This window comes from Polyangium jinanense, assembly GCF_028435365.1.
In genome coordinates this window covers 619122-645639 of sequence record NZ_JAGTJJ010000002.1, presented here as the reverse complement: position 1 = coordinate 645639, position 26518 = coordinate 619122, and the positions used below count along the sequence as shown (strand labels likewise).

Here is a 26518-nt window from a genome sequence, read left to right as displayed (position 1 = left end):
GTCAGGCTCGGACGATTTCGCGGTCCTGCTCGGCCGCCGCAATCTGCAAGGGCCCGGGTCGATCCACGAGCCTGTGCAGCGAAAGGCACGCCTGGTCCACCATTCCGAGCAGCGGCCGCGGCGCCACGCCGAGCACCACGAGCCCAATCGCCAGCGGTAGCGCCGCCACGAGCTCACGGCCGTTCAGCGCGGGGAACTTGCCGCCGAACGGCTCCAGGTACTTGCTCGTCTGCCATTCTTCGCGGGCCTCGCCAAACAGGAGGTGCCCCATCGCGAAGATGTGCACCGCCGCGAGGGCCACGATTCCGATCGCTCCGAAGACACCAATCACCCGCTCCCGCGCGAACGCCCCCCACAGCGCGAGCAGGGGTCCCCAGAAGCCCGCGAGCAGCGGCAGTCCGAGCGACGCGAGCATGCCGAGACCAAACAGCGTCGAGAACAGCGGCATTTCCCGCGCGAGGCCACCGAATCGCCCGAGGTCCCGCGTCTGCACCCGCGATTCCAGGACCGAGACGAGCACGAAGAGCAGGCCAACGATCACGCCGTGCGTCGCCGCCACCACCACGCTCGCCTCGAATCCTTGCGGCGTGAGTGATCCAATCCCGAGAAGCGCAATCCCGCCGTGTGCACCGGCAATCCGCGCCAAAAACCGTTTCAGGTCGTTCTGCGCGATCGCCGCGAGCGCGGAGACGAGGATCCCCGCCGCGCCGAGAATCGAGATCGTCAGCGCGGCCCAGCGCATGCCATCCGGCAAGACGCCCACGTTGAGCCGCAGAATGCCATACACCCCGGTCGAGAGGAGCGCGCCGGAGAGGAGCACGCTCGTCGGCGCGTCGGCCTCGGCATGCAGGTCCGCGAGATACCCCGGGAACGGGAATGCGGACATGCGAAGCGCAAAGGCGACGAAAAGCGCCGTCCAGAGGACCTTCACGGCGGAATAGCCACCAACGGTAAGACCCTTTTCGACCCACGCGACACGCGCGAGCTCGGGGATCGCGGCCGCGCGGCGGACGGATTCACCCGTCGCGAGGTACGTCGGGTCGGCGTTTTGCCAGAGGAACCAGGAGGCGGCGCAGAGGAGCGCGGCGCCAATCAGGGAGGAGACGAGGACACGCGCGGCGGCACGGCGCGGGCCCGGGCCGCCGCGAAGCGCGACGAGCAGGCTCGTGGGGAGGACGCCGAGGAGAAAAAAGGCGCAGAACAAGAAGAGGTCGAGCGAGACAAGGACGCCGAGCGAGGCCGTGAGGAAGAGGCCCGCGAGGGCGTGGTAGGTGGCCGCGCGGTCGCGCAAGGTGGCACTCGCGATCGAGGCGACGAATGCGAGGAGGACGGCCGCCGCGACGAGCGCGAGCGAGATGCCGTCGACGCCGAGGAAGTATTCGACGCCGAGCGATGGGAGGAGGCGGGCACGTTCGAGGAACTGGAAGCCGTCGTTGCCGTCGGCGCGGCTGAAGGCGCGGTCGAAGCGAACGCAGAGCCAGGCGACGAAGACGAGGAGCGAGCCGTGGACGAGGGCGCTCGTCGTGGCGAGGACGCGCGGGTGATCACGTCGCGTGACGCGGAGGAGGAGCGCGAGGAGCGTGCCGAGGAGCGGGAAGAAGACGACAATGGAGAGCGGGTTCTTGCCGAGGAAGCCGAGGCCGAGCGGTCGTTCCGCGTGGATGGCGATGGCGAGGGGGCGGCCGGGTTCGCCGCCGTCGCTCAGGCTGTTCGATTCGACGAGGACCTGGCCGTAGAGCTCGCGGGCGCGGGCGGCCTCGTAGCGCCATCGGATGGTGACGCGTCGCTCCTGGCCGGGCGGGATGCGGGTGACCGCGCGGGAGCCTTCGACGGTGACGGTGATGCCGGGCGGGAGGAGCGGATCCGTGGCGGAGGTGCGGGCGTCGACGCGCGAGAGCTCGAGCGGGCCGGGGCCTTCGTTGCGAATGAAAAACGCGCCGGTCATGTGCTCGCCGTCGGGCGAGAGGGAGAGCTCGACGTGATCGCCGCCGAACTCGGGGCGAAGGGCGGCACGGCCCGCAGGTTCGTCGGCGAAGGCGGGAGCCGCGAGGCCGAGGATGACGAGCGCGGCGAAGAGGGAGAAGAGGCGCTCGAAGAGGCGCGCCGGGAGGCCGAGGACGAGGTCGTCGATCGTGGAGACGAGCTTCGAGGCGGCACGCGCGATCGTGTTGGCTGCTTCGAAGAGGGCCTCGCCGAGTTTTGCGCCGGGGCCGTCGAGGAGGGCGCGCGCACCGGGGAAGGAGAGGTTTTTCGCGGGTCGTTTCTCGCGTTGCTCGGGTGTTCGCAGGCAGGTCGCCGCGCGCACGAGCGCGTGGAGCGAGACGAGGACAACGGCGAAGGCAGGCTCGTCGAGGCCGATCGCGATGAAGGCGAGGCCGACGGCGGCAATCGTTACGAAGACGAAACGATGCGGGTGCCTGTGTTCGAGCGCGGCACGAAGCGCCGCGAGCGCGGTCGAGACCACGCCGAAGACGGTGACGACACTCGAGGCCGTGGGGCTCAGCGTGAAGAGGTCGGAGAATCGAACGAGGAGGAGCGGTCCTGGCGCGAGCGCGAGGCCGAGCACGAGCGCGAGCACAGGCGGAGAGAGAGACGACGCGGCGCTCGGGAGCCAGCCGGAGAAGGGAAAGGTCGCGCTCGTCGCGGCCGCGCCGAAGAAGAGCAGGAGGCACGCGAGCGTGACGAGGCCGATCGATCCAGCGCCGAGCTTTCCGGCGAGCGCACGAGCCACGGACTGCCGTCCCTCCGCGTCACGGATCACGAGCTGATCGTGGATCTCACGAAACGCGACCGTGGGGCCGAGCGGCGCGATTCGAACGTCTTCGCCCTCGGGGACGACGAGGCCCTCGATCCAGGCGGCCTCCAGGCCATCTCCCGTGACCGTGGCGCCGCCGCCCGGCACGATGACGACCGAATACGTGCCCGCGGCGATGTCCCGGCGCACGAAGGGCGCAACCGCGAAGGGCGCAGGGTTCTGCGCGAGCTGCGCGCGATCCGAGACGCCAAGGTACACACGCGCGCCCGGGTGGCTCGTGAACGTGAGGGTTCCGCGCTTCTCCGCGCGCTCGGCGATGATCTTCACGTCGCGCTCGCCACGCGGACGCTCGACGTCCTCGGCGAGCATCTCTTCGGCGGGGATGCGACCCTCGGCATACACGGGGACGAACCGCGCGCGGAAATCCGCGAGGAAATGGCCCTCGTCGAGCCACGCGCCGCCAAGGCCCCAGAAGAGGAAGACGAGGCCAGAGACGATCGCGGCGCCGCCGAGGCTCGCGACGACGCCCGCGCGCATGCCCGCGGATGCGGAGGCCTGCGAGGCCTTGCCTCCCACGATGAAGAGGCCCGTCGCGAGGACGACGGCAGCCCAGCCGAAGAGCCACACGATCGCATCGGCCGCGAGCGCGACGAGCGAGAGGCCGGACGCAAAGAGGGACGCTGTGGCGGCGAAACGAATCGCCGCGCGATCGTCTTCGATGAGCTTGCGCGCGGAGACGTGCGTGATCGCGACGACGAGGAGCGCGACGAGGAGAAAACCCGCGCCGAGCGGGTCGAGGACGAACGAGGCATTCGCGTCGAGCGAGCCGATACGCACGAGGCGGAAAGACACGTCGAAGAACGCGCGGCGCGCAGGATCGAGCGAGGCGAGGCGCGCCGTGTCGACGAGGGCGAGCGCGAGCGCGAGCAGCGTCGCGCCGAGGCCGAGGTGCGTCGCCCGGCGTCGTCCCATCCGCGCGCCGAAGAGGGCCACGACGATCGCGGCGAAGAGAGGCACGAGCGGCACGAGGCCGAGCGGCACGAGGGGCGCCTCGACGGGCGTGAGCGGACCGGCATACGCGGGCATGGCTGTCCGGAGAATGTCGCGCGCCTCGGAAGGCGCCAGCCCCGTTCGTCGGGCCCCGCAATCGAGCGGGCAAGAGCAGGGCGCCGTCGAGGCGAGGAGCGGGCGGGCGTGTCAGCATCAGCGGATGTCGACGGACACCGGCGTCGCATTCTTGGTCGACGAGACGGCGGGGGAAATAACCAGGCTGCGTGAGGAAAACCGGCGGCTACGCGAGGACCAGCGCCGCCTGGCCATGCTGGTCGAGGTGACGAACGACTGGATCTGGGAGGTCGACACGAACGGGGTCTACACGTTCGTGAGCCAGCGAATCCGCGATTTCCTGGGCTACGAGCCGGAGGAGGCGCTCGGAAAGACGCCGCTCGACTTCATGCCGCCCGAAGAGGCCGCCCGCGTGGGCGCCCTCCTCCGCCCGATCCTCGCGGCGCGCGCGCCGTTCAAGGACCTCGAAAACGTGAACCGGCACAAGGACGGCCGGCACGTGGTGCTGGAGACGAGCGGGGTGCCGCTCTTCGACGAGGCCGGCACCTACTGCGGATATCGCGGCGTGGACCGCGACGTGACGATGCGCAAGCTCGCCGAGTCGGAGCGGGCGCGGATGCAGGAGGAGATCATCCGCGCGCAGGAGTCGATGCTCGAAGAGCTCGAAACGCCACTCCTGCCCGTCGCCGAGGGCGTGCTCGTGATGCCGCTCATCGGCTCGGTGGACAAACGGCGCGCCGGGAGGATCGTCGACGCGCTGCTCGCCGCGGTGTCGTCCCGCGCGGCACGGTTCGCGATCATCGATCTCACGGGTCTGCGCGCCGTGGATCACGCGGTGCTGGAGCTGCTCTGCGAGGCGGTGCGCGGAGCACGGCTGCTCGGCGCGGAGGTGCTCCTGACGGGCGTGCGGGCCGAGGTGGCGCGCAAGATGGTCGAGCTCGACGTGGGCGAGATGCGGACGCTGAGCACGCTGGCCCGGGGGATCACGTTCGCGCTGGGGGCGCAGAGGCGGCGCTGACGAAGCAACGGCGCGAGGCCGGCGGGATCACTCGTCCTCGCCGCTGGTTCCCACGCCTTGCATGTCGAGCGGCCCTTCGAGGGCCACGCGCAGCGCCGAGAGGGCGCGCGCCGCGCGGGACTTCACGGTGCCGAGCGGCACGCCGTCACGCTCGGCGATCTCGGGATAACTGAGCCCTTCGAAAAACGCCGTCTCCAAGGTCGCGCGTTGCGCCGCGGGCAAACCGACGAGCGCGGCGCGCACCGCGCGACGTTCGAGATCGAGCACCGAGGTCGACTCGGGATCGATCACCGGCTCGATCGGCTCGTGCCGGAGCTCCTCGTCCGTGATCTGCGCCCTGCGCGTGCGTCGCCGCGCGCGATCGAGGGCCAGGTTTCGCACCGTGGTGACGAGCCACGCGACCACCGTGCCTCGCTCGGCGCGGTACTGATCGGCGCGCTCGACGATCGCGACGAACGCGTCGTGCACGACGTCCTCGGCCTCGAGCGCATCCCGCACGATCTTGAGCGCGAGGCCGTACGCGACGCTCGCGTGGCGATCGTAGATCTCCGCGATGGCGTCGTCGTCCCCATCACAGATGCGGCGCATGGCACGCGCGTCCAGCGCGTCCCGCTCCGCCCGGCTCTGGCGCCCACCCGCCGTCATGGCCACCTAACGAAAGGTGCACACTGGCCGAACGTCAACCGATTTACGGTGCGCATCGCCGTACGCTCCCGTGCTTCTGGGCATGCGTCCCAAGGATGGGCACGCCGTCAAGAAGGCTCCGGCTCCGCGTTCTTCGGGATGGACGTCGCCTCGGGCGTGCCGAGCGTGACCTTGCGCAAGAGCGCCCACAGCTCGGCGCGGCCCTCGCCCGTGACCGAGGAGAAATTGATCACCTTGCGCCCGGTGCTCTTCGCCATCGCCGCCGTCGCGCTGCGGCTCGCCGAACGCCCGATCTTGTCGACCTTCGTGGCGACGATGACGATCTCCACCGGCCGGCGCTGGACGTCCCGTGCCTCCTCCACGAACTGGATGAGCTCGAGGTCGTCCTCCTCCAGGCCGCGACGCACGTCGACCAGGATGACCAGGGCCGCGAGCGTAATGCGGCCCTTCAGGTACCCCTCGATGAGGTCCCCCCACGCCGTCCGTTCGGCCTTCGATCGTTTGGCGTAGCCGTAGCCGGGCAGGTCGATGAGGTGAAACATCGCGCCGTCCCTGGCGCGCGCCTCGAAGAGGTTGATCTGCCGCGTGACGCCAGGCGTCGCACCCGTGCGCACGAGGCCCTTGCGCTCGACGAGCGTGTTGATGAGGCTCGACTTGCCGACGTTCGATCGACCTGCGAAGGCGATCTCGGCCATCGTCGGGGCCGGGAGCGACGAGCCCGGCGCGGCCGCGGCGAGGAACTGCGCATGCACGATCTGCTTGGGATCGAGCGCCTTCTTTTTGCCTTCCGGCGGCGCGCTCGCCGGCTTCGGCCCCGCGGCCGGCTTCTTCTTCGTGGGCTTGGTTTTTTCGTTCACGGAACCGATCCTGGGCTGAACGTCGGTTTGCACGCGTCGCACTGGCAAAGCGAGCGGAGGTAGCGGAACGAGTAGATGCCCGTGTCGTGCTGGTCGCCCCAGGTGAACTGCAGGGCGTAGTTGCCGACCTGCTGGATCTCGCGAAGGCTGAGGTCGCCGCCGGGCACGAAATGGATGGTGCCGCCGTGCCCCTGGCAGACCGCGCAAGGGCAGTATCCGCGCAGGATCTCGTGCGGAAGCACGCTCTTGTGCCCGTCGGCCCACTCGATCTCCATGGTCCGCGCGCCATGCGGTGCTTTGACCATCGTGGGTTCGATCCTCGGATCGCTCATCGTGCCTGCTCCCTGTGATCTTGGGACCCGCGCGCTAGCATGAAGCTTCGGTCGACGTAAAGCAGCCATTTTCCTGCCGACCCCGAGGGTGATGCGAAGGTTCTGGACCGTCCTCTTTGCCGTGACGATCGCGCTGCACGTGACGTTCGCCGTGGCGGTCCACGCGATCTTCGTGCGTCTCGGCGTCCCCGCGCCGTGGTTCGTCGCGCTCGCGCTCTGCGCGCTCTCCGCTTATGCGTTTCGCGGACGGATCAAGCTCGCGTCGGCCGATCGTCCGGTCCCACGCCTGCAGCGGCTGCTCGTCGAGGAGCCGTATTACGCGCACTGGTGCGCGCTCGTCGCCGCGCTGCCGCTCTGGCTCGTCGGCCTCGCCCTCGCGATGCTCGCGAGCTTCGTCGTGCCGGCGACGCTCGTGCCGACGTCGGGCTCGCTCGCGATCGTGGCGTACGCGGTCGGGCTCGCGCTCGCCGGCTGGGGCGTGTTCGTGCGGCGTCGCTGGGTCCGCGTGCGCACGATCGACGTGCCCATCCGCGGTCTGCCGGCCGCCTTCGACGGCTACCGCATCGCGCACCTGTCGGACCTGCACATCGGCGCGCTCTGCCCACGCGAGCACGCCGATCGCTGGGCGGAGACCGTGCGCGCGCTCGATGTCGACCTCGTCGCGCTCACGGGCGATTACGTGACGAGCGGCAACGCGTTCCACGGCGAGATCGCCGATCTCGCGCGCTCGATGAAGAGCCGCGACGGGGTGATCGCCGTGATGGGCAACCACGACTACTTCGGCGACGGCGAGGCGCTCGTGGGGAAGCTGCGCGAGGCCGGCATCGGCGTCTTGCGGAACGAACGCACGGCCATCGAGCGCGGCGGCGAGCGCCTCACGATCGCAGGCGTCGACGACACCTGGTCACGCCGCGCGAACGTGCGCCGCGCGCTCGACGGCCACGATCACGGCGCGCCGCTCGTCGTGCTGGCCCACGATCCGCAGCTCTTCCCGGATCTATCCGCACGGGGCGCGTCGCTCGTGCTGTCGGGCCACACGCACTGGGGACAGGTCGGCGTGCCGTTTCTTACGAGGCGGTACAATCTGTCCGCCCGCGTGTATCGCTATCACGCGGACCTGTACCGCGAGGGCGACGCGTGGCTTTACGTGAGCCCGGGGCTCGGCACGACGGGGCCGCCGGTGCGCCTCGGCGCAGCGCCGGAGATCACGATCCTTCGGCTCGAAGCGAGGCCGGCCTGAGCACCCGCTCCGCCTGCCCGAGCGCACGCACGACGACCGCGCCCTCCTCGAACGGCGTGCGCGGCGCGCGGCGCTCCTCCACGCAATGCAGGAAGTGATCGATCTCCACGGCCATCGGCTCGCGCCACGGGACGCGGATCTCCTCGGTCGGCCCCTCGAAGAGTCCGTCACTCCGCAAAGGTGGACGGGAGAGAAAAATGCGATCCGGCGCGCGCACGTCGTCGAGCATCGCCACGGCGGATGAGCCCACGACCACGATCCGCCGCTCCTTCGTCGCATGCACGCGGGAAAGCTCGATCCGCGCGGCAAACCCGGTCGCGAGCCGCAAGCCGAGCACGACCGGATCCCCCTCCGGACCGCTCGTAACCTCGAGCGCCTCGATCCGGAGCGGCTCGATCGCATGCACGATCGAGAGATCGTGCGGCCCGAGCGACCAGAGCGCCGGCACCGATCGATCCCCACGAATGGAGAGCCGCGACGCCGCGAAGTGTCGGACCGTGCCGAGCGCGCCGTCGTGCACCATCGCGACGAGCCGCTCGACCGCCGGGTGATACCGCAAAAGGTGCCCCACCATCGCCACGCGACCGAGCGACGCCGCGCGAAGCGTGCATCGCTCCGCATCCGCCGCCGAGACCGCGAGCGGCTTCTCGACGAGCACGTCGAGCCCCGCATCGAGCGCCGTCAGCACGAGCGACGCATGCGAGCGCGGCGGCGTGGCGATCACCACGGCACGCGCGCCGAGCCCGATCGCCTCCTCCAGGCTCTCGACGATCGCCGCGGAGGGCGCCTTCACGCGCGCGACCTCACGCCGCGCCGCGCTCGTGTCGGCGACCGCGACGAGCTCGGCCCGCGGGCTCTCGCAGAGCACCCGGAGCAGGTTCTCGCCCCACGCGCCGCAGCCGACGAGAGCGACGGGTACGGTCACGGCCGCTCCCAATCGAAACGCATCCGCCGCGTATAGCGCCGGCCCGCTGTCCGGGAAAGGTCAGGCGAGGAAAGACCCGAGCGCGCGGAAGCGACGGTACCGATCGTCGACGAGCTCGTCGCCCGAGAGACCGTCGAGCGAGGTGAGCGTCTGCCACAAGGTCAGGTCGAGCATCCGCGCAGCCTCGTCGTGGTCTTGATGCGCACCACCCGTCGGCTCCTCCACGACGATGTCGACCACGCCGAGCTGGAGCAGCTCCGGCGCCGTGATCTTGAGCTGCGCCGCGGCCTCATCCGCGCGCGCGCCGTCGTTCCACAGGATCGCCGCGCACCCCTCGGGCGTGATGACCGAGTAGCAACCGAACTCCATCATGATCACGCGATTCGCCACGCCGAGCGCGAGCGCGCCGCCCGACCCACCTTCGCCGATGATCGTCGCGACGATCGGCACGCGCGCCCTCGCCATGGCCGCGAGCGCCGCGCCGATGGCCTCGCTCTGCCCGCGCTCCTCGGCGCCGATGCCGGGATACGCGCCGGGCGTGTCGATGAACGTGAGCACGGGCAGGCCGAACTTGTCGGCGAGCTCGTACATGCGAATCGCCTTCCGGTAGCCCTCGGGGTTGGGCATGCCGAAGTTGCGCTTCACGTTCTCCTTCGTGCCGCGCCCCTTCTGCTGACCGACCACGACGACGCTGCGGCCGTGGTACGTCGCGAGCCCCGCGACGATCGCCTGATCGTCGGCGAAGCGCCGATCTCCTTTGAGCTCAACCCATCCGGTGAACAGCCGCTTCACGTAGTCGAGCGTGTAGGGCCGGTTCGCGTGGCGCGAGAGCTGGACCTTCTGGATCGGCGTGAGGTCCGCGAAGATCTCGCGCGCGAGGCGCGAGGTCTTCTCTTCGAGGCGCTGGAGCTCGGGTTCGAACCTGCGATCGGAGGCGGCGAGCGCGCGCAACGCCCTCACCTTCTCGACGAGGTCTGCGATCGGCTTCTCGAACGGCAGCACGAACATGGCAGCCCGTGGTCACTCCGAGATCGTCGGTTCCGCGACGATGTTCGCGGGGACCTGCACCGACGTCGCCGCGCGGATCACGTTGAACACGCGCAGCGGCTTCTCCTTGCCCTTCACCTTGGCCGACGGGAGCTCCTCCGTTTCGAAGCGCCCCGCGAGCCTGTCGTGCGTCATCTCGCTGACCACGATCTGCCCCGCCAGCGCGACCGAGCAGAGCCGCGCCGACGTGTTCGCCGTGTCGCCGATGACGGTGTACGAGAGCGCTTTCGAGCTCCCGATGTAGCCCGCGACGAGCGGGCCCGTATGGATGCCGATGCCGATCGCGAGCGGCGCGAGGTCGCGCTGCAGGCGCCTTCGGTTGAAGTCGCCGAGCACCTCGCCCATCTCCAGCGCGCATTGCACGCTGCGGATCGCGTCGTCGGGGTGGATCACGGGCGCGCCCCAGATGGCCATGATCCCGTCGCCCATGAATTTGTCGAGCGTGCCCTCGTACTTGAAGATCGTGTCCACCATGAGCTCGAAGTACTCGTTCAGCATGTCGACGAGCTCTTCGGGCGGGGTGTTCTCGCTCATCGCGGTGAAGCCGCGGATGTCGCTGTTGAAGACCGTGCACTCCTCGACGCGCTGACCGCCGAGGCGCACCTCGAGCTGGCCGCTCATCACGCGCTCGGCGATGTTCGGCGAGAGCAGCCGCGAGAAGCGCTCGCGGGCGATGATCTCGTTCTCGATCTTCTTTCCGAGGATGTTGATCTCGATGAACATCGAGGCCTGGTGGGCCACGGCCACCACGAGCTCGAGGTCCTTCGGCTGGAACTGCGCGAGCGTCTCCGAGTCGAGCCAGAGCACGCCGAGCACGTCCTGCGTGTTGTTCGGCGCGACGAGCGGCACGACGATGGCCGAGCTGATCCGGTTCAGGATCATGCTCTTGCCCTTGGAGGCGGCGAAGTCCATGGCCGCGTCGTGCGTGAGGACGGCCGCGCGCTCCTTGACCACGTGGTTCAGGATCGTCGACGAGACGCTGATCGGCGCCGTGGTGCCGTCGCGGCGCTGCGAGGCGCGCGGCATGAGCTCGCCGTTCTGGTCGTCGCGGAGGAAGATGACGCCGCGGTCGGCCTTGATGAACTTGATGATGCTCGCGAGGACCTTGTCGAGCAGCTTCGACGTGTCGCGCTCGGAGGCGATGTCGCGCGCGAGCTCGTGCGAGAGGCGCAGACGCTCGTAGTCGGCGCGGAGCTGGTTGTGATCGTTCGCGAGGCGGTCGAAGGGCAAGAACCCCTTCTCCACCGCGGCGATCTGCGTGCCGATCTGGCGCGCTTGATCGTTCAGGTCGATGCGCGTGCCCTGCGCGACGTACGAGTGCGGGCCCGTGATGAACGTGTGCGCGCCCGAGCCCTTCCCCATCATCGTCATGTTGGGGTTCGCGTTCGGGATGCCGAGCGCCGGGTTTGGCGCCGGCAGCCCAGGCCCCTGCGGTCGCGGCGCAACACCCGGATGCGGCTGCGCGTGCCCAGCTTGCGGCGGCGGAGGGCGCGGTGGCATCGGCGGCGGCGCGAACGCACCGGGCGGCGGCCGGTTCGCGGGGACGGCGGGCACGGCAGGCAGGACGTGCGCCGACTGCGCAAGGGGCGAAGGCGCGACGGGCGCGGGCCCGGGCGTCGCGGCCCACGCTTGCGGCTGCGGCGGCGGAGCCGGAACGGGCGGCGGACCAGCGGCCACGCCTGCGACGGGCGTGTCGTCGAAGCGGCCGCGCGTCGATCCGAGGGCGATCTCGTCGCCGTGCTTCAGGGGAGCCTCGCCGCGGACCCGCTCGTTGTTGATGAACGTCCCGTTCAGGCTGCCCAGATCACGCAGGTAAAACTGCGTCCCGCGGAGCTCGATGATGCAGTGCTCCTTGGAGACGATCTTGTCGAGCAGCTGGATCGAGTTGTTGGGGTGGCGCCCCAACGAGTTCACGGGCCGCAGCTCGATGGCCTGCTGCCCTTCGGCGGTCTGCAGGATCAGTCGAGCCATCAGGTGAGCCGTTGCGCTTGCATTCCGAGAACCACGGGAGGCCCTGCCCACACGAATGCAGACGGCCGCCGAACCGGTACGGGCAGAAGTGTATTCCTTCTCGTGACATTAAGCGAGGGGTTCGACGCGCCGATCGTCCTTCCCCCGGCGCGGCCGCCAGGCTAGGCCCGAAACCATGGCCGCCGACCTTCTGCTCGCGATCGATCAAGGGACGACCGGGACGACCTCGCTCGTGCTCGACACGGCAGGGACGACCCGCGGACGCGCGACGCGCGAATTCCCCCAGCACTTTCCGCGCCCCGGCCTCGTCGAGCACGAACCCGAGGACATCTGGCAAAGCGTGCTCGAATCGGTAGAGGCCGCGCTCGCCTCGGCCGGCGTCAGAGGGGATCGCATCGCCGCCGTCGGCATCACGAACCAGCGCGAGACCACGCTCGTCTGGCAACGCGCGACCGACAAGCCCATCCACCGCGCGATCGTCTGGCAAGACCGGCGCACCGCAGATGCGTGCGCGAAGCTGCGCGAAGGCGGCCACGAGCCCGCGGTCAAACGCACGACCGGCCTCGTGCTCGATCCGTACTTCAGCGGCACGAAGCTCACGTGGCTGCTCGACAACGTCGACGGCGCCCGCGAGCGTGCCGAGCGCGGCGAGCTCGCGTTCGGCACGGTCGACAGCTACCTCGTCTGGCGCCTGTCCGGCGGCGCGATGGGCGGCTCGCCCGTGCACGCGACCGACGTGACGAACGCCTCGCGCACGCTGCTCATGAGCCTCGCGACGCTCGACTGGGACCCGGCGATGCTCGAGCTCTTCCGCGCCCCGCGCAGCGTTCTGCCGAAGATCGTCGACTCGGCCGGGCTCATCGCGAAGACGCTTGGTTTCCCGCACCTGCCCGACGGCGTGCCGATCACGGGCATCGCGGGCGATCAACAAGCCGCGCTCTTCGGCCAGGCGTGCTTCGATACGGGCGACGCGAAATGCACGTACGGCACGGGCGCCTTCGTGCTCGTCAACACGGGCGCGCAGCCGATCGCGAGCCGCTTCGGGCTGCTCACGACCGTGGGCTGGAAGGTCGGAAGCGAAGTCGTCTTCGCGCTCGAAGGCAGCGCGTTCATCGCGGGCGCGGCCGTGCAGTGGCTCCGCGACGGGCTCGGCATCATCCGCAGCGCGGCCGAGATCGAGCCGCTCGCCGCGAGCGTCCCGTCGAGCGAAGGCGTGACGTTCGTGCCCGCGCTCTCCGGCCTCGGCGCGCCGTACTGGGATCCGGACGCGCGCGGCATCATCCACGGCATCACGCGCGGCACCACGAAGGCGCACCTCGCGCGCGCGACGCTCGAAGGCATCGCGCTCGAAGTGACGGACCTGCTCCGGGCCATGTGCGACGACCTCGGCAAACCCCTCGGCCGCATGCGCGTCGACGGCGGCGCCGCGAACAACGACCTGCTCATGCAGTACCAGGCCGACACGGCGGCCATCACGATCGAGCGCCCGATCGAGCTCGAATCGACCGCCCGCGGCGCCGCCATGCTCGCCGGCGTCGGCGCCGGCCTCTTCAACGGCGTGCGCGACGCCGCCCGGATGTCCCGGGTCGAGCGGACATTCGAGGTCGGCATGTCCGACACCGATCGAAACGCCCATCTCGCCCGCTGGGCCGACGCCATCGCCCGCACCCGGTCGTCGCGCACTTGACGCCCTGGATCCGCCGCCCGGGACAGACGGACTCCGGCCGGACACGCCCGTCCGCTCGCTGGACGAGCATTTCCGGCGCGAACCTGCTACCTCGCTGTATTCTGGGAACAAGACGTGGGACGCTTGGCAAGCCGGCACACCCGACGCCCGAGACGAACCGGTCTTGGGGGGGCCCATCCCACGGAGATGGCCGAGCTTCCGGCCTGGGGAACAGGCACTATGTTGCGAGAGTTCACCCCAAAGCGACCTCACAGAGCGTAAAATTCTATGTCAACGGAGAGCTCCCGTTCTCACTTGGTTCCCCTGCAGAGGCCCGGCCGGCCCGCCACACGTCGGGTCGTGTCGCTCGATGAGGAGGAAATGCCGAAGCCTGAAAATCCTTCCACCTCGGGGGTGGTCTACCGGGACATCCCGATCGATTGGGAGGCGCTGGAGGACGCGTTCGAGAACAACGCGCCCGAGGTTCACTCTTACCTTCACCTCGTGACAGGTGATGTCCTCCGTGTCGTCGACGGAGTCGCGGACCCGCAGATGCACGCACGCATCGCGGCCGACGCGAACTACCTCCGCATCGATCCGGTGAGCTCCCGCGAGCAGTATCGCTGGATGGAGCGGTTCATCCCGATGGTGGAGGACCCGGAGCTGCAGGGAAAGCTGACGCAGGCGATCGACGGAAAAGGCGCCTTCCGCCGCTTCAAGGACGTGCTGATGAGCTACGGCCCGGAGCGCGAGCGCTGGTTCTCGTTCCGCAGCGAGCGTCTCCGCATCTTCATGGAAGCGTGGCTCAACGCGCACGCGCTGAACCCGATCGCACGCCCCGTGTGGGTGCCCGAGCAGCCGCCTTCCCGCGCAGAAGGACAGCCCGCGGACACCGCCGCCGCGGCCGCGCCCGTCCCGAGCACGCGCGAGATCCGCGAAGAACCGCCGCGCGAGCTGCGCCGCGGCAAGAGCGTCGAGACGCTGCGAAAGAATCTTCGCGACATCGCCGACGCCCTCGGGCCGCGCGACCTCGACACGCTCACGGCCTTCGCGGAGTTCTTGAAGGCACGTCGCGCCGCGCGCTCGTTCGCCCATCATTACGAGGGCAGCCACGCGCACACCGAGGAAGAGCCCGCTCCCGCCTCGCAAGAGATCGTCGGCGGCGAAGTGCGCTCCGCTTCGTCCTGACGCGCGCTAGCGCGAGCGAACGATCGTGACCGTGACGCGCGAGCGCGCGGTCTGGAAGTAACTCGCGATCGCTTCGCCGAGCCGCTGCGAAACGACCCACCGACCGAGCGCGACCGAAACCTGTTCGTACGGACGACCCGTGAACGGCGTCGTGCCCGTGCGCAAGAGCGCGCGGAGCTCGGGGTCGCTCGGCGCGAGCATCGGCGCGACCATGCGGTCGAGATAGAGGCTCGCGCGAGCCTGGCGTCGCAGGAGCGCGTCGATCTCGTCCGAGCCGATCCCTTCAGCCTTCGCCGCGGCGATGAGCTTGTCCCGTCCCTTCACGCGTTGCTCGAGCACCGCGCGCGCGGACTCGGCGCGGCTCGCGATCTCGGTCGCGTCGGGCGCAGGCAGGACGGGCAAGCTCGCGAGGAGCGTCTCGGCGATATGGCGATCGAGCGCCGCGCGTACGTGACGATCCGTGAACGGAGCGGGATCCGGATCCGGATCGGCCAGGGCCTCGAGGCGCGCTTCGAACGCGAGCTCGCGCTCGTAAACGAACTGCGGACGCGTGACACCGCCCGTCTCGGGCGCATGCCAGCGGACGACCACACGATCAAGCAGCGCGGGCTTCGTCTCGGTCTGGGCGCCGGCGGGCGCGGCGAACGCGAGCGCGGCGAGGACGAGCAGGACGGCCGGACGCATCGAGGCGCGAACTATACCGCGGGCGCGCCGCTCCATCGAGCGTGGCGCTGCGCTAGCCTCGCTCCATGGCCGAAAGGAGCACCCCTGCCGCATCGAAGCTCGCCGTGGTCACGCTCGTCGTCTCGCTCGCGGCGGCCGCGTCGACGCTCCTTCCGGCGCGCGCAGAGGAGCCGCTCCCGGAAGGGCCACACGCGAACGTGCGCGTGGGCCTCGTGTTCGACGTCGGCGGGCGTGGCGACAAGAGCTTCAACGACGCGGCGTACGAGGGCCTGTCGCGCGCGGCGCGCGAGCTCGGTGTGACGACGGAGGTGCTCGAGCCGAGCGGCGCAGAGGATCGCGAGGCAGCGATGCGCCTCTTCGCGGCGCGTGGCTTCGACCTCGTGATCGGCGTGGGGTTCATCTTCTCGACCGACGTGAACGTGGTCGCGCGTGATTTCCCGAGCACGCGCTTCGCCTGCATCGACTACGCGCCGCCGATGGAGGGCGTGATGCCGCCGAACATCGCGGGTCTTCGGTTCCGCGAGGAAGAAGGCTCGTTCCTCGTCGGCGCGGTCGCGGGGCTCATGTCGAAGACGGGCCACGTGGGGTTCGTCGGCGGCATGGACATCCCGCTCATCCGCAAGTTCGAGGCGGGCTACCGCGCCGGCGTGCACGAGGTTTGTCCGCGCTGCGAGGTGCACGCGGGGTTCGCGGGGACGACCCCCGATGCGTTCCGCGATCCGGTGAAAGGCAAGGCGCTCGCGAACAGCGAAATCGCCGCGGGCGCGGACATCGTCTACCACGCGGCCGGAACGACGGGGCACGGCGTCTTCGAGGCGGCGCGCGACATGGGCGTGAAGGCGATCGGCGTGGATACCGATCAGCACGACGAGATGCCCGGCACCGTGCTGACGAGCATGATCAAGCGCGGCGACGTCGCCGTCTTCGACACGATCCGCGACGTGGCCGAGGGCCGCTTCCAGGCGGGGCTACGCACGTTCGGCCTCGCCGAGGACGCCGTCGGCTACGTCGACGAAGGGCCACACGCCGCGGGCATCCCCGAGGACACGAAGCAGAAGGTCGAGGCGCTCGCGCAGCGCGTGATCCGCGGGGAGATCAAGATCCCCGAGCGCTGACTTTCACCACTTCACGAGAACCTTCGGCGGATCGACCACGACCTTCACGTGCGGCACCTCGAGCAGCACGTCGAGGTACGCGCTGCCCGGCTTGCTCACGTCGGCGCCGGAGCTCTTCGGCTCCACGCGTGGCACGAGCGACTCGGGCGAGACCGCGTTCACATCTTCGTTCGATCCGACGAGGCGCACCTTCACCGTCGGCGGTGTCGTCTGGGCGCGCGGCAGGCCCACGACCTCCACGCGCAGGTTCGCGAACTCCTTCTTTGCGAGCTCACGCGCGATCTCGACCGTCGCGATCACACTCTCGACGTCGTAGTTCACGAGCTTCGGCGGCTTGTCGAGCGGCAGCGGCCGACGGTAGACGCCCTCGGTCAAACCCGTCACGTCGAACGGCGCCGCGCGTGCGTACTGCATGACGTCGACGATCGAGCGAGGGCCGCGCGCCTGCACGGCCTTGGGCTCGGAGCCGATCACGCCCTTCACCGCGAACGTCTGCGCGGGTTCGCCCGTGCGCGCGATCTGCACGGGGATCTCGCGCTGGACGACGTCGTCCCAGCGGAGCTCGATCGAGGGCGGCTGCACCTCCTCGATCTGCACGCCCGTGGGCACGCGGAACATGCTCGGCTTGAGGTCGATGTTCGTCTCGCGCCCGCTGCGCAGGTTGAGCTGGAGCGTGCCGAGATCGTCGCTGCGCAGGTCGTCGAGCTGCGTGCGCGAGCCGCGCAGCGTGACCTTCACCTCGTTCGGGATCTGCGTCATGAGCTGCCGGTTCGCGCTCTCCGGCGGCATGATCGACACGACGCTGACCGAGAACGTGCGCTGCGCGTTCTCGGCGCCGTGGATGAACGCGTAGATCCCGAGCGCGCAGAGGAGCGACAGGATCTTCAGCCCGATGTTGTCGAGCAGCGCCGCGCGGACGCTCTCGCGAAGCCCGTCCTTGGCCGTCATGAGTCGTCACCGTGGCTGGGGCTGCCGGCGCCTTCACCCGAGCGCGCGGTGGGCTGCGTGCCCGGCGGCGCGCTCGAAGGCGGACCGGGGGGCGCACTGGGAGGCGTGCTCGGCGGCGTCGTGGCTTGCGGCCCCGCAGGGACCACACCGGGCGGCGGCATCGTGGCCGCGGCCGTGGGCGCGGGATCCGAGGACGGCGGCGGCGGCGGCACGGTCGCCGTGGGCACGAACGTGTTCGGCCGCAAGGTCGGCGCCGCGACCGAGGCCGGCGGCATCTCCGTGGTCGTGGCCGGTCGCATCGGCATCGCCGCGCTCTGCGGCATGCGCGGGGCGGGCGGGACCGGCGCGCCGGGCATCGGCGTCGCGCCGACCGACGGGGGCGTCGGGATCGACGGGCGCACGGCCGGAGCCGGCGCCGGGATCGGGGGCGTGCGCACGGGCTGCGGCGGAGCCGGCGTCGACGCGGACGGTGGCTTGCGCGCGGCGGCGGCCTTCTGCTTCTTGCGCGACGAGCGCCCGAAGAGGCCGAGCAGCGCGTGCCGGAGCGACTGGCCGTCGAGGTTCGACACGATGTTGCCGCTGAAGCAGAAGCTGATCGTCCCGCGCTCCTCGCTCACCACGACGACGACCGCGTCGGTCTCCTCCGTGATGCCGAGCGCGGCGCGATGGCGAGAGCCGAGGCTCGCGTCGAGCACCTTCGTCTCGGGCATCGGGAAGAACACGCCGGCGCGCGCGATCTTGAGGTCGCGGATGAGCACCGCGCCGTCGTGCAGCTTGTTCACCGACTCCGGCACGAAGAGGCTGACGAGCAGCTCGCGCGTCACGACCGAGTCGAGGGCGATGCCCTCGCTCTTGCAGAACTCGAGCACGTTCGCGTCCTGCTCGAACGCGATGATCGCGCCCATGCGATGGCGCGCGAGCTCCGTCGCCGCCGCCACGACCTCGTCGATGACGCGCGACTGCTGTTCGCGCCCGCCGGCGAGCCACGCCTTCGATCCCATGCGGATCAGCGCGCGGCGGATGTCGTTCTGGAAGACGACGACGACGATCAGGATGATCGACGAGAGCAGCCACGAGAGCAGGTGCAGGAGCGTGGCGAGCTCGAACGTCTTCGCCGCGAGGTAGAGCAGAAAGACGATGCAGAGCCCGATGCCCATCTGCATCGCGCGCGTCCCGCGCATCACGAGCAGCGCGCGGTAGATGACGTACGCGACGATGAAGATGTCGATGAAGTCCCGCAGGATCTGCAGGAACGGGCGCGCGGCGAAGAGGCGAAGCAGACCGTCGAGCATGGCTCAGGCGTCCCCTCCCCGGCGCGCGTCGATCGCCGCCGCGACCGCGAGCGCTTGCACCACCTCTTTCACGTCGTGCACCCGCACGATCGAAGCTCCGCGCGCCACGCACGCGAGCACCGCGGCGATCGTCCCGCCGAGCCGCTCTGCCGGCGGCGCGATCACGCTCGCGTCCGGCGACGCCGCGCGCGCGACGAACGACTTTCGGCTCGGCCCCACGAGCACCGGGAAGCCGAGCTTTGCGAGCTCGTCGAGCCGCGCGCAGAGCTCGATCGAGTGCCGCGCGTTCTTCGCGAACCCGAGCCCCGGATCGAGCACGAGGTCTTCGCGCGCGAGGCCCTTCGCGAGCGCCCGCTCGGCCGCTTCGGTCCACTCGCGCGCGACGTCCGCGACGACGTCCCCGTAAGCGGCGTCGTCGTACATCGAGAAGCCGCGCATGTCGGTCATCGATCCGCGGCAATGCATAAGGACGAGCGAAGCGCCGAAGTGTGCGCAAAGTGCGCCGAGCTCGGCCGCCGGTTCGAGCGAGACCGTGTTCACGATGCGCGCGCCCTCGCCGAGGGCCCACGCGGCGACGTCGGGCAGCGTGGTGTCGATCGAGACCACCGCGCCGAGCTCCACGCTCGCGCGGATCAGCCCGCCGATGCGCCGGATCTGCTCGGCCGCGTCGATCGGGGAAGAACCCGGCCGCGTCGACTCGGCGCCGATGTCGAGGATGTGCGCTCCTTCGATCACGAGCCCCCGCACATGCGCAACGGCTGCCGCATCATCCAGGAATCGTCCCCCATCCGAGAAAGAGTCCGGGGTCCGATTACAAACCCCCATGACGAGCGCGCCCCGTCGGCTCGAAAAAAGCGCGCGGAGCGGGGACGACATTGTGTGTGCGTAGCAAGTTCCGAGCCGGCCGGCAATCTTCGACGGTGTGCGGCAAAAACGCCGCGCTCCATCCGCGAAATCCTTGGACTTTTTCGAGGCCGAGTCGGACGCCGTGCGGGCTCGGCCCCGAGGTTCGTGATCTTCGGGTGGCGCGACACGTGCGATCTCCCTGACGCGCGGCGAAATGCCTGCTACGGTCGGCCGATCCGCGTGTCCGAGGCGTCTCGGGCCGCATTCGGCCGAGGCCACGCCGCGGCCCGAGCGAATGATGCTAGCCACGCGTGTTCGAGCAGGGGCGACGGCCGGCCTCGTGCTGAGCCTGATTTTCGCGGCACTGTTCACGGCCATCGGGACCTTCGAGCTGTACCTGCCCTCCATGGCGCCACGCCTCGGAGAGACGGCGCCGGTCACGCTCCGCATTCCCTACGGCCCGCGTATCGTCCGCGACGCTCGCTCCGGCCGTCTCGCGTACGAGCACGCCCGTGTGATCGTGCCGCGCGGCACCCTCCTCCACGAGGACAACGACGAGCACCGCGCCGCCTTCGCCTACGAATCGACGCGCAGGCCGCCGGCCACGGCGCGGCTCGTCTCGGTGTTCGTCATCCATTTCATCGTCTGCCTCATGCTCACCGCGTACCTGCGGCGCTTCGGGCAGAACCGCGTGCGGCTCCTGCGCGCGCAGATCGGACTCCTGAGCCTCATGGCGGGCAGCGTCGCGCTCGCCAAGGGCATGCTCCTGTTCACGGCGCTGCCCGAGTTCTGGGTGCCGATGGCGGCGCTGCCGCTCTGGGTCGCGCACGCCTTCGACAGGCGCACGGCCTTCCTCGTCGACCTCGCCGTCGCGTTCGTCGCGGCCTCGCTCCTGCGCTTCGACAACATCCTCCTGTCGGTGCTGCTCGTGCGCGGCGTCGCGGCCACGCTCTTCTTCTTCGATCGCAAGCACGCGCGGCAGATGCTCGTCGCGGGCACGCTCGCGGGCATCTCGGGCTCGGTCGTGTTCATCGCGCTCACCGTCGTCTACGAGGGCCGCTTCAACCTCCTCGCCGACATCTTCCGCGGCACGAGCTCGAACGTGCTCGGCTGCATCGGCGGCGGCATGCTCGCGGGCATCCTGGCGCGCGCGCTGCGCGATCCGGCTGAGCGCGCGATGGGCCATGTTTCGCGCGAAAAACTGATGGATCTCACGGACCTCGAACAGCCGCTCTTGCGAAAGATGTCGGCCGAGGCGCCGGGGAGCTGGGAGCACGCGCGCGCGATGGCGAACCTCGCCGAGGCCGCGGCGAGCGCGATCGGCGCCGACGCGCTGCTCACGCGGGTCGGCGCGTACTACCACGACCTCGGCAAGACCGTGCAGCCCAAGTACTTCGTGGAGAACCTCGCGCACGGCGAGAAGTCGCCGCACGAGGAGCTCGACCCGGAGGTCTCGGCCGACGCGATCATGGCGCACGTCGTGATGGGCACGAAGATCCTGCGCGACGGCCGCATCCCCGAGCCCGTCGTCGAGTTTGCCTACACGCACCACGGCACGCAGGTCGTCGAGTTTTTCTGGCACAAGTGCAAGGAGCAGGGGAACCCGCGTGGCCTGACGCAGGAGTACTTCCGCTACCCGGGCATGAAGCCGCAGACGAAGGAGACGGCGATCCTGATGCTCGTCGACTCCATCGAGGCCGCGAGCCGCACGATCTGGCCGCCCGAGCAGAAGAAGTTCGAGGAGATGATCCAGCGCGTCATCTTCACGAAGCTCTCGAGCGGCCAGCTCGACGAGTCGGGCCTCACGCTCGAGGATCTGCGCATCATCACGACGCGCATGGCGACGACGCTCGTGAACCTCTACCACGGCCGCATCAAGTACCCGTGGCAGCGCGACAGCGCGAAGCAGGAGGCCGAGAAGACGCCCATCGTGACCGGCGCGCAGGCGACGCCCACGGTCGTGCACTCGCCCGCCGAGCTGCCCGAGCCCAAGAGCTCGAAGGACGGCCCGAAATCGACCGAACCGAAGGGCGAGGGCAAGCCCGCGACGACCGAGGAGTCCGCGAGCTGACGGCGATCCTCGCGGGAAAACTTGCTACAAGAAGCAAGTGCCCCCGCTGATCGAGCAAAGCTTCACGAAGGCGCTTTTCCACGGCGTGATCGCCGAGGACATGATCTTCCCGTACCCGGAGATGACCTCCGAGGAGCGGCAGAACACGTCGATCATCCTCGACAGCGTGCGCCGGTTCTTCGCGGCGAACGTGGACAGCGCGAAGATCGATCGCGAGCAGGAGATCCCGAAGGAGGTGATGGACGGCCTCCGCTCGCTCGGCCTGTTCGGCCTGCAGATCCCGACCGAGTACGGCGGCATTGGTCTCTCCACCGCGGCCTACGCGCGCGTGATGCAGGAGATCGGCGGCATGGATGCCTCGATCGCGGTCACGCTCGGGGCGCATCAGTCGATCGGCTACAAGTCGCTCCTGCTCTTCGGCACGCCCGAGCAGAAGCGACGGTATTTGCCGAAGCTCGCGACGGGTGAGTCGATCGCGGCCTTCGCGCTCACCGAGCCCTCCGCGGGCTCCGACGCCGCGGCGATCAAGACGCGCGCGGAGGTGGTCGACGGCGGCGCGGCCTACGTGCTGAACGGCTCGAAGATCTGGATCACGAACGGCGGTTTTGCCGACGTGTTCACGGTCTTCGCCCGCACGAGCACGCTCGAGGAGGGCGCGAAGCCGAAGATCACCGCGTTCATCGTGGAGCGCGGCATGGGCGTCACGAGCGGCCCGAACGAGCACAAGCTCGGCATCCGCGGCTCCTCGACGACCGAGATCTTCCTGGAGAACGTGCGCGTGCCCCGGGAGAACGTCGTCGGCGACGTGGGCAAGGGCTTCAAGGTCGCGATGGAGGTCCTGAACTCGGGGCGCCTCGGCCTCGCCTCGGGCTGCGTCGGCATCTGCAAGACGCTGCTCCGCCTGGCGATCGCGCGCGTCGAGGAGCGGCGCGCCTTCGGCCGCAACATCGGCGACTTCGGCCTCATCAAGGACAAGATCGCGCGCATGCTCGCCGAGACGTACGCGCTCGAATCGATGACGTACCTGACGGCGGGCCTCGTCGACTCGAAGATCGCCGACTACTCGCTGGAGAGCGCGATCTGCAAGGTGAAGGGCTCCGAGACGCTCTGGGGCGTGGTCAACGAGACGCTCCAGATCGCCGCCGGCATCGGCTACATGCAGGCGTATCCGTACGAGCGGATCCTGCGCGACTCGCGGGTGAATCTCATCTTCGAGGGCACGAACGAGATCCTCCGCTGCTTCATCGCGCTCTCGGGCATGGCCGCGCCGGGCAAGGCGCTCGCCGAGGTCGCGAAGGCCATGCGCGAGCCCATCAAGGGCTTCGGCTTGCTCAGCGATTTCGCGCTCCGCAAGGCGCGCGCCGCGCTCGGGAGAGAGCGCATGACCCGCGTGCACCCGCTGCTCGGGCGCGAGGCCGTGATCTTCGAGGAGTACGTCTCCGAGCTCGCCGTGCAGGCGGAGAACGTGCTGCGCAAGCATGGCCGCGACATCGCCGAGATGCAGTTCACGCAGCTGCGCATCGCCGACATGGTGATGGACCTCTTCGCCGTGGCCGCGTGTCTCACGCGCACGACGCGCGCGATCGAGCGGCGCGGCGAGGACGGGGCGCGGCGCGAGATCGATCTCTGCTCGCTCTACCTGAACATGGCCCACAAGCGCCTGCGGCAGAACGTCTCGGACTTCGCGCGCAACGACGACGAGCTGCGCAAGGCGATCGCCGGGCGCGCCTACATCGATGGCGCGTATCCGTTCGACGTGCTCTAGCGCGGGCGGCCGGGCGCGTGCTTTGCACCGCGTCCGGGCGTGACGACTTCACCAGGCTTTCTCATCGAACGCGCCGACGCACGGCACCGCGACTTCGTGCTGCATTTGCTCTCCGAGCACCTGCCCGGGTCGGACGTCGGGCGCAGGTACACCTGGCTCTACGAGCAGAACCCGCACGGGCGGGCGGTGACCGCGATCGCCCGCGACGAACGGAGCGGCGAGCCGCTCGGGCTCACCTCGGTCTTCCCGCGCCGCATGCTCATCGCCGGCCGCATGCGCCTCGGCTCGATCGGAGGCGACGGCTACGTGCGCCCCTCGGCCCGACGTCGCGGCATCGCCACCGCGATGCACCGCGCCTCGCTCGAAATGATGCGCGCCGACGGTGTCGAGGTCATGTTCGGCCCGCCCGAACCGCACAACCTGCGTGCCCTCGAACGCGCCGGCGCGCGCGTCGTTTGCCACGTGCGCCGCTTCGCGCGGCCGCGCATCGTGCAGAGCCTTCTCGGCCCGCTCGGTCGCCTCGTCGCTCGCGGCGCGCGCCTCGTGCCGATCGAGGGACGCGACGCCCGCGTCGATCGGATCTTCGAACGCGCCGTCGACGACACCGTCGTCACGCCCGTGCGCGACGCCGCCCATTACGCGTGGCGCTTCGTCGACAGCCCCGCCCGCGCGCAGCGCGCCTTCGTCGTCCTCTCCCGGGACAAACTGCTCGGCCTCTGCGTGCTCGAACGCGCGGGAGGGCGCGTCGCCCTCGTCGATCTCGTCGCGCATCCGGACGATTTTGGTCACGCGCTCTCGATCATCGCGTCGAGCTCGGGCGCGGACGCGCTCGTGACGCAGCTCAACGAGCGCGGCCCGCACGCGCGCACCCTCGGACGCGCCGGGTTCTTCGCGCGCGAGGGCAAACCCTTCCAGGTGCACGCGAGCGAGGGCATGGATCCCGCGGTGTTCGACGCGCGCCGCTGGTACTACGCCTGGGGCGACGGCGATCTCGATCGCGTGCTCTGAAGATTCAGCGCACCGCCATCGGCCCGATCACCTCGAAGATCGGTTCACTCTCCAGCACACGCGCGAACCCCACGAGTGACACGCGCTTCTTCGACCCCGTGCTCGCCTCGTTCACCCCGATCCGCCCCGACGTGATCGCGTCACGTAACGTCATGAGCGCATCTCGATGTTGCCCGAGCGGACCTTCGCTCGGATCGAGCGTCGTCTCCGGCTGCACCTTTCGGCCAGGCAGCTCCACCTCGAACATGCGACCGCTGCGGTTTTCGACGATCCCGTAGACGTACACGCTCATCTCGGGCGCGGGCACGACGCCGAAGGTCCGCTCGAGCTCGTTCAACAACGTCGCGAAACGCGCGCCATCGAGGCCCGTCGGCAGAAGCACGCCGTCGCGAGAGAGCTCGACCATCCGCTCGTGCAGATAACCAAGCAGCATGCCGCGCAGGCGATCGGTGAACACGGGCGACGACGCGCGCCCCGACGCCGCGTTCACTGCCTCTTCCACGGCCGTGATCAGATCCTCCGCGGGGAAGATCGACACTTCGATGAGCAGATCTTTGCAGAATGCGTGAACGAACGCGGCGGCGTCTTTTCGGATCCCCTCATCGAACCCTGCGAGCGCCTTCGTGACCGGCTCGGTGATCATGCAGGTGGGCCTCCTCGGTCGACGCTCCAGCGTAGCGCCAAAAATGCGGCGCAGGTAGCTGTGCTCCCGGGAAGTCCGTGCTCAGATCGCCGCTTCTTGCAGGGCCGCGCTCGCCTCCGCCATCACGTCCGGCCAGGCCGGATCCGGCGTCGACACGAATTCGGCGATCGAACGCGCGTCCTCGCCCGCCTCGATCGCGCGCCGCGCCTGATCCGAGCCCGTGAGCAGATCGAATGCGGGGATCGTGTCGATGTATTCGTACCGCTCGGTCCGGAACGCGAAGCTCTGCGGGTTCTGCCGGCGTGCCAGGGCGACGAGCGCCGTGTACGTGGCGACGGGGCGGAACGTCATCCGATCCGCGACGTGGATCTGCACGCCGCCGCAGATCTGCCCCGCGTGCTTCTGGAAGGTCGGACGGAACGTGAGGGGTCGCGCGACGAACCCTTGCAGGCCCGTTGCCCTGAGCCCCTGCGCGAGCTGATGCCCGTCGAGCCACGGCGCGCCGACGATCTCGAACGGGCGCGTCGTGCCGCGTCCCTCCGAGAGGTTCGTCCCTTCGAGCAAGCAGCCGCCCGGGTACACGATCGCCGTGCAGCACGTCGGCATGTTCGGCGACGGCATGACGAACGGTCGGTCCCACGTATCTGCGTACTTCTCGCGATCCCAGCCCTCCACGGTCACGATCGAGAGCGCGTCGCCGAGCGGGATGCCCTCGCGGCGCGCGAAGAGCGCCACGGTCTCGCCAATCGTGAGCGAGTGACGAACCGGAATGGGCTCGAGGCCGACGAACGAGAGGAAACCCGGCGCCTGCGTGCGGCCTTCGACCGCGCGGCGCGAGCCCGTGATCGGGTTCGGACGGTCGAGCAGGATCACTGGCACGCCGGCTTTGGCCGCGGCGCGCGTGGCGAGCAGCGCGGTCCATACGAACGTGTAGTAGCGAGTGCCGATGTCCGCGAGATCGATGAGCAAAACATCAATCGACGCGAGATGCTCGGGCCGCGGCGAGAGGTCTTCGAAGTTATCGCCGTAAAGGCTGATGATGGGAGCGCCGGTGCGCTTGTCTCGCGCGTGCGGCACGTCGACCATGTCCTGCGCTTCGCCGCCATAGCCATGCTCGGGTCCGAAGAAGAGCGCTGGCTTGGCGCCGATGCGGGCGAGCACGTCGCCGATGTGCTCGATGCCCCGATCCACGCTGGCCGGATGCGCGAGCACGCCGAATCGCGTGCGGTTGAGACGGGAGGTGACCGAAGGGAGGCGAGGGAGCCGATCGAGTCCTACGAGCACTTTCCGGCCGTACCCCGGCCCTAGCCAGTCGTCTAGGGGGTGAGCACGAGCCTTACCAGGCGACCCACAAAAACCAAGGAAATCAAAGGGGTTAGCTAATGTGCAGGCGCACAATTTCGGCGCCGTGGTACGTTGGCTTTGGTCGCGGAGGAG

At 69.5% G+C, this 26518-nt stretch carries 21 protein-coding genes; 8 read left to right on the top strand and 13 right to left on the bottom strand.

Annotation, left to right across the window (positions count from 1 at the left end; genetic code table 11):
• Position 1 precedes the first annotated feature (1 nt).
• Positions 2–3841 carry an NADH-quinone oxidoreductase subunit M gene (locus tag KEG57_RS07705; RefSeq protein WP_272417401.1) on the bottom strand — a complete coding sequence of 1280 codons (3840 nt, stop codon included), beginning with the start codon at positions 3839–3841 and terminating at the stop codon, positions 2–4.
• 124 nt (positions 3842–3965) lie between these two features.
• Here KEG57_RS07705 and KEG57_RS07700 point away from each other — a divergent pair, with 124 nt between their 5' ends.
• On the top strand, positions 3966–4838 hold the full coding sequence (locus KEG57_RS07700; RefSeq protein ID WP_272417400.1) for a PAS domain S-box protein: 873 nt from the start codon (positions 3966–3968) through the stop codon (positions 4836–4838).
• 27 nt (positions 4839–4865) lie between these two features.
• On the opposite strand, the gene KEG57_RS07695 is transcribed toward KEG57_RS07700, so the two are convergent.
• The 3 genes from KEG57_RS07695 to KEG57_RS07685 all read right to left on the bottom strand — a co-directional run bounded on the left by KEG57_RS07695 (position 4866) and on the right by KEG57_RS07685 (position 6672).
• On the bottom strand, positions 4866–5483 hold the full coding sequence (locus KEG57_RS07695; RefSeq protein ID WP_272417399.1) for an RNA polymerase sigma factor: 618 nt from the start codon (positions 5481–5483) through the stop codon (positions 4866–4868).
• Positions 5484–5590: 107 nt separating this feature from the next.
• Positions 5591–6340, bottom strand: a complete 750-nt coding sequence (gene yihA, locus KEG57_RS07690) for a ribosome biogenesis GTP-binding protein YihA/YsxC (protein ID WP_272417398.1) — start codon at positions 6338–6340, stop codon at positions 5591–5593.
• Positions 6337–6672: a gamma-butyrobetaine hydroxylase family protein gene (locus KEG57_RS07685; RefSeq protein ID WP_272417397.1), complete on the bottom strand. Its 336-nt coding sequence runs from the start codon at positions 6670–6672 to the stop codon at positions 6337–6339. Before KEG57_RS07685 ends, yihA begins: the two co-directional genes overlap by 4 nt.
• Before the next feature lie 91 nt (positions 6673–6763).
• On the opposite strand from KEG57_RS07685, the gene KEG57_RS07680 reads away from it, so the two are divergent.
• Entirely contained in the window at positions 6764–7912 is a 1149-nt protein-coding gene (locus tag KEG57_RS07680; RefSeq protein ID WP_272417396.1) for a metallophosphoesterase, read from the top strand.
• Here the strand turns inward: KEG57_RS07680 and KEG57_RS07675 are convergent.
• The 3 genes from KEG57_RS07675 to KEG57_RS07665 are packed head-to-tail and all read right to left on the bottom strand — an operon-like array spanning position 7878 to position 11855.
• Positions 7878–8837, bottom strand: a complete 960-nt coding sequence (locus tag KEG57_RS07675) for a Gfo/Idh/MocA family protein (protein WP_272417395.1) — start codon at positions 8835–8837, stop codon at positions 7878–7880. The two genes, KEG57_RS07680 and KEG57_RS07675, sit on opposite strands and share 35 nt — an antisense overlap.
• Before the next feature lie 60 nt (positions 8838–8897).
• Positions 8898–9845: an acetyl-CoA carboxylase carboxyltransferase subunit alpha gene (locus KEG57_RS07670; RefSeq protein ID WP_272417394.1), complete on the bottom strand. Its 948-nt coding sequence runs from the start codon at positions 9843–9845 to the stop codon at positions 8898–8900.
• Between the two features lie 12 nt (positions 9846–9857).
• A complete protein-coding gene (locus KEG57_RS07665; RefSeq protein ID WP_272417393.1) occupies positions 9858–11855 on the bottom strand; it encodes an adenylate/guanylate cyclase domain-containing protein in 1998 nt (665 codons plus the stop codon).
• 175 nt (positions 11856–12030) lie between these two features.
• On the opposite strand from KEG57_RS07665, the gene glpK reads away from it, so the two are divergent.
• Positions 12031–13542 (top strand): glycerol kinase GlpK, encoded by a 1512-nt coding sequence (gene glpK, locus KEG57_RS07660; protein ID WP_272417392.1) that lies wholly within the window; start codon positions 12031–12033, stop codon positions 13540–13542.
• A gap of 360 nt (positions 13543–13902) precedes the next feature.
• Positions 13903–14709 (top strand): UPF0158 family protein, encoded by an 807-nt coding sequence (locus tag KEG57_RS07655; RefSeq protein ID WP_272417391.1) that lies wholly within the window; start codon positions 13903–13905, stop codon positions 14707–14709.
• A 6-nt stretch (positions 14710–14715) separates the two neighbouring features.
• Here KEG57_RS07655 and KEG57_RS07650 read toward each other — a convergent pair whose 3' ends face one another.
• Positions 14716–15393 (bottom strand): hypothetical protein, encoded by a 678-nt coding sequence (locus tag KEG57_RS07650; RefSeq protein ID WP_272417390.1) that lies wholly within the window; start codon positions 15391–15393, stop codon positions 14716–14718.
• Positions 15394–15458: 65 nt separating this feature from the next.
• On the opposite strand from KEG57_RS07650, the gene KEG57_RS07645 reads away from it, so the two are divergent.
• Positions 15459–16508, top strand: a complete 1050-nt coding sequence (locus KEG57_RS07645) for a BMP family lipoprotein (protein WP_272417389.1) — start codon at positions 15459–15461, stop codon at positions 16506–16508.
• A gap of 3 nt (positions 16509–16511) precedes the next feature.
• Here KEG57_RS07645 and KEG57_RS07640 read toward each other — a convergent pair whose 3' ends face one another.
• From KEG57_RS07640 to folP, 3 genes are read right to left on the bottom strand one after another with little or no spacing between them, the layout of a single operon-like run.
• Positions 16512–17456, bottom strand: coding sequence for a CdaR family protein (locus tag KEG57_RS07640; protein WP_272417388.1), 945 nt, complete (start codon positions 17454–17456; stop codon positions 16512–16514).
• Positions 17453–18748 (bottom strand): diadenylate cyclase CdaA, encoded by a 1296-nt coding sequence (cdaA, locus tag KEG57_RS07635; RefSeq protein ID WP_272417387.1) that lies wholly within the window; start codon positions 18746–18748, stop codon positions 17453–17455. The genes KEG57_RS07640 and cdaA overlap by 4 nt, the downstream gene beginning before the upstream one ends.
• Before the next feature lie 3 nt (positions 18749–18751).
• The gene (gene folP, locus KEG57_RS07630; protein ID WP_272417723.1) at positions 18752–19573 is read right to left on the bottom strand and encodes a dihydropteroate synthase; all 822 of its coding nucleotides are present in this window, start codon (positions 19571–19573) and stop codon (positions 18752–18754) included.
• A 361-nt stretch (positions 19574–19934) separates the two neighbouring features.
• Here folP and KEG57_RS07625 point away from each other — a divergent pair, with 361 nt between their 5' ends.
• Genes KEG57_RS07625 through KEG57_RS07615 form a run of 3 tightly spaced genes read left to right on the top strand, consistent with a single transcriptional unit; the run spans position 19935 to position 24438 of the window.
• Positions 19935–21665, top strand: a complete 1731-nt coding sequence (locus tag KEG57_RS07625; protein ID WP_272417386.1) for an HDIG domain-containing metalloprotein — start codon at positions 19935–19937, stop codon at positions 21663–21665.
• Positions 21666–21702: 37 nt separating this feature from the next.
• The gene (locus KEG57_RS07620; protein WP_272417385.1) at positions 21703–23430 is read left to right on the top strand and encodes an acyl-CoA dehydrogenase family protein; all 1728 of its coding nucleotides are present in this window, start codon (positions 21703–21705) and stop codon (positions 23428–23430) included.
• A 39-nt stretch (positions 23431–23469) separates the two neighbouring features.
• Positions 23470–24438 carry a GNAT family N-acetyltransferase gene (locus tag KEG57_RS07615; RefSeq protein WP_272417384.1) on the top strand — a complete coding sequence of 323 codons (969 nt, stop codon included), beginning with the start codon at positions 23470–23472 and terminating at the stop codon, positions 24436–24438.
• Positions 24439–24442: 4 nt separating this feature from the next.
• On the opposite strand, the gene KEG57_RS07610 is transcribed toward KEG57_RS07615, so the two are convergent.
• Together KEG57_RS07610 and KEG57_RS07605 are read right to left on the bottom strand one after the other, a co-directional pair.
• Positions 24443–25081, bottom strand: a complete 639-nt coding sequence (locus KEG57_RS07610; protein ID WP_272417383.1) for a hypothetical protein — start codon at positions 25079–25081, stop codon at positions 24443–24445.
• 81 nt (positions 25082–25162) lie between these two features.
• Positions 25163–26365 carry an exo-beta-N-acetylmuramidase NamZ family protein gene (locus tag KEG57_RS07605; RefSeq protein ID WP_272417382.1) on the bottom strand — a complete coding sequence of 401 codons (1203 nt, stop codon included), beginning with the start codon at positions 26363–26365 and terminating at the stop codon, positions 25163–25165.
• Positions 26366–26518 lie beyond the last annotated feature (153 nt).

Coding starts and splice junctions, on each gene's coding strand:
- KEG57_RS07700 (WP_272417400.1), top strand. CDS start 3,966: ATGTCGACGGACACCGGCGTCGCATTCTTGGTCGACGAGACGGCGGGG.
- KEG57_RS07655 (WP_272417391.1), top strand. CDS start 13,903: ATGCCGAAGCCTGAAAATCCTTCCACCTCGGGGGTGGTCTACCGGGAC.
- KEG57_RS07685 (WP_272417397.1), bottom strand. CDS start 6,672: ATGAGCGATCCGAGGATCGAACCCACGATGGTCAAAGCACCGCATGGC.
- KEG57_RS07705 (WP_272417401.1), bottom strand. CDS start 3,841: ATGCCCGCGTATGCCGGTCCGCTCACGCCCGTCGAGGCGCCCCTCGTG.
- KEG57_RS07650 (WP_272417390.1), bottom strand. CDS start 15,393: ATGCGTCCGGCCGTCCTGCTCGTCCTCGCCGCGCTCGCGTTCGCCGCG.
- folP (WP_272417723.1), bottom strand. CDS start 19,573: ATGGGGGTTTGTAATCGGACCCCGGACTCTTTCTCGGATGGGGGACGA.
- KEG57_RS07640 (WP_272417388.1), bottom strand. CDS start 17,456: ATGACGGCCAAGGACGGGCTTCGCGAGAGCGTCCGCGCGGCGCTGCTC.
- KEG57_RS07680 (WP_272417396.1), top strand. CDS start 6,764: ATGCGAAGGTTCTGGACCGTCCTCTTTGCCGTGACGATCGCGCTGCAC.
- KEG57_RS07645 (WP_272417389.1), top strand. CDS start 15,459: ATGGCCGAAAGGAGCACCCCTGCCGCATCGAAGCTCGCCGTGGTCACG.
- KEG57_RS07670 (WP_272417394.1), bottom strand. CDS start 9,845: ATGTTCGTGCTGCCGTTCGAGAAGCCGATCGCAGACCTCGTCGAGAAG.
- cdaA (WP_272417387.1), bottom strand. CDS start 18,748: ATGCTCGACGGTCTGCTTCGCCTCTTCGCCGCGCGCCCGTTCCTGCAG.
- KEG57_RS07695 (WP_272417399.1), bottom strand. CDS start 5,483: ATGACGGCGGGTGGGCGCCAGAGCCGGGCGGAGCGGGACGCGCTGGAC.
- KEG57_RS07610 (WP_272417383.1), bottom strand. CDS start 25,081: ATGATCACCGAGCCGGTCACGAAGGCGCTCGCAGGGTTCGATGAGGGG.
- glpK (WP_272417392.1), top strand. CDS start 12,031: ATGGCCGCCGACCTTCTGCTCGCGATCGATCAAGGGACGACCGGGACG.
- KEG57_RS07665 (WP_272417393.1), bottom strand. CDS start 11,855: ATGGCTCGACTGATCCTGCAGACCGCCGAAGGGCAGCAGGCCATCGAG.